Annotated in this window: 1 tRNA gene and 2 rRNA genes (1 of these 3 cut by a window edge); all 3 read left to right on the top strand. The window is 55.0% G+C overall.

Annotation, left to right across the window (positions count from 1 at the left end):
* Positions 1–1,964, top strand: a 23S ribosomal RNA gene (locus AB4136_RS21230) (it extends 837 nt beyond the left edge of the window).
* 176 nt (positions 1,965–2,140) lie between these two features.
* A 5S ribosomal RNA gene (gene rrf / locus AB4136_RS21225) occupies positions 2,141–2,255 on the top strand.
* A 131-nt stretch (positions 2,256–2,386) separates the two neighbouring features.
* Positions 2,387–2,463: transfer RNA gene (locus AB4136_RS21220), tRNA-Met, on the top strand.
* The last annotated feature ends 37 nt before the right edge of the window (positions 2,464–2,500 follow it).

Here is a 2,500-nt window from a genome sequence, read left to right as displayed (position 1 = left end):
GGAAATAGCTGGTTCTCCGCGAAATCTATTTAGGTAGAGCGTCGACCGAATACCCTGGGGGGTAAAGCACTGCATGGGCTAGGGGTCCTCACCGGATTACCAAACCTAAGCAAACTCTGAATACCCAGGAGTACTAGTCGGCAGACACACGGCGGGTGCTAACGTCCGTCGTGAAAAGGGAAACAACCCTGACCTACAGCTAAGGTCCCCAAGTTATGGCTAAGTGGGAAAGGATGTGAGGATCCCAAAACAACCAGGATGTTGGCTTAGAAGCAGCCATCATTTAAAGAAAGCGTAACAGCTCACTGGTCTAAATAAGGGTCTTTGCGCCGAAAATGTAACGGGGCTAAAGCCATACACCGAAGCTTAGGGTTCGTGAGCAATCACGAGCGGTAGCGGAGCGTTCTGTAAGCCAGTGAAGGGAGACCCGTGAGGGCTCCTGGAGGTATCAGAAGTGCGAATGCTGACATGAGTAACGTAAGGGGAGTGAGAGACTCCCCCGCCGAAAGACCAAGGGTTCCTGCTTAAAGTTAATCTGAGCAGGGTTAGCCGGCCCCTAAGACGAGGCGGAAACGCGTAGTCGATGGGAACCACGTTAATATTCGTGGGCCTGTGGGTAGTGACGGATTGCACAAGTTGTTCGACCTTATTGGATTGGTCGGGCAGCGGAGCGGTTCCAGGAAATAGCTCCCACTTATAGACCGTACCCGAAACCGACACTGGTGGTCAGGTAGAGTATACCAAGGCGCTTGAGAGAACTATGCTGAAGGAACTCGGCAAATTGCACGCGTAACTTCGGAAGAAGCGTGACCCTTTCCTGCGCAAGCAGGGTGAGGGTGGCACAGACCAGGGGGTAGCGACTGTTTATCAAAAACACAGGGCTCTGCGAAGCCGCAAGGCGACGTATAGGGTCTGACGCCTGCCCGGTGCTGGAAGGTTAAGAGGAGGGGTGCAAGCTCTGAATCGAAGCCCCAGTAAACGGCGGCCGTAACTATAACGGTCCTAAGGTAGCGAAATTCCTTGTCGGGTAAGTTCCGACCTGCACGAATGGCGTAACGACTTCCCCGCTGTCTCCAGCATAGACTCAGTGAAATTGAATTCCCCGTGAAGATGCGGGGTTCCTGCGGTTAGACGGAAAGACCCCGTGCACCTTTACTATAGCTTTACATTGGCATTCGTAGTGGCATGTGTAGGATAGGTGGTAGGCTTTGAAGCCAGGGCGCCAGCCTTGGTGGAGCCACCCTTGAAATACCACCCTTATTACTATGGATGTCTAACCGCGGCCCGTTATCCGGGTCCGGGACAATGTATGGTGGGTAGTTTGACTGGGGCGGTCGCCTCCTAAAGAGTAACGGAGGCGCGCGATGGTGGGCTCAGAACGGTCGGAAATCGTTCGCTGAGTGCAATGGCATAAGCCTGCCTGACTGCGAGACTGACAAGTCGAGCAGAGACGAAAGTCGGTCATAGTGATCCGGTGGTCCCGCGTGGAAGGGCCATCGCTCAACGGATAAAAGGTACGCCGGGGATAACAGGCTGATGACCCCCAAGAGTCCATATCGACGGGGTTGTTTGGCACCTCGATGTCGACTCATCGCATCCTGGGGCTGGAGCAGGTCCCAAGGGTATGGCTGTTCGCCATTTAAAGCGGTACGTGAGTTGGGTTCAGAACGTCGTGAGACAGTTCGGTCCCTATCTGCCGTGGGTGTAGGAATATTGAAAGGATCTGTCCCTAGTACGAGAGGACCGGGATGGACGGATCTCTGGTGGACCTGTTGTGGCGCCAGCCGCATAGCAGGGTAGCTATATCCGGACGGGATAACCGCTGAAGGCATCTAAGCGGGAAACCCACCTTGAAACGAGTATTCCCTGAGAACCGTGGAAGACGACCACGTTGATAGGCCGGGTGTGGAAGAGCGGCAACGCTTGAAGCTTACCGGTACTAATAGTTCGATCGGCTTGATCGTTCTCATTCCTAATGTTCATCAAACCAGCGCTCACGCATGAGCGGCCCTTACAGGGCCTATGCTCCGCGGGGGCGCCGGAAAACCGGCGACGCGCAGTCGCGCTTGCGGGCCTTGCCCGGAAGAAACTGCAGTCGCCAGGCACAAAACAGCTTCTCGAATAACGTGCGTTTTGCCGACCTGGTGGTTATGGCGGAGCGGCTGCACCCGATCCCATTCCGAACTCGGCCGTGAAACGCTCCAGCGCTGATGGTACTTCGTCTCAAGACGCGGGAGAGTAGGTCGCTGCCAGGTCTGCCAAACGCACGTTAAATCTTCTCCTTACGATACGGCCCGCCAACGGGATCACGGGCCGCGAAAGCGGCCCTTTCATTTGGCGGATCGGTGGATTTTATGTAGGCAAATGCTTACATAAACTCGGTTGACGCGGGATGGAGCAGCCCGGTAGCTCGTCAGGCTCATAACCTGAAGGTCGTAGGTTCAAATCCTACTCCCGCAACCAAATCAAAAACCCGGCGATCAGCCGGGTTTTTTGCGTT

The organism is Mesorhizobium sp. 2RAF21, from assembly GCF_052115345.1.
Classification (GTDB): domain Bacteria; phylum Pseudomonadota; class Alphaproteobacteria; order Rhizobiales; family Rhizobiaceae; genus Mesorhizobium; species Mesorhizobium terrae.
The sequence above is the reverse complement of the archived record's forward strand: the minus strand, read 5'-3'. Positions and strand labels throughout refer to the sequence as shown.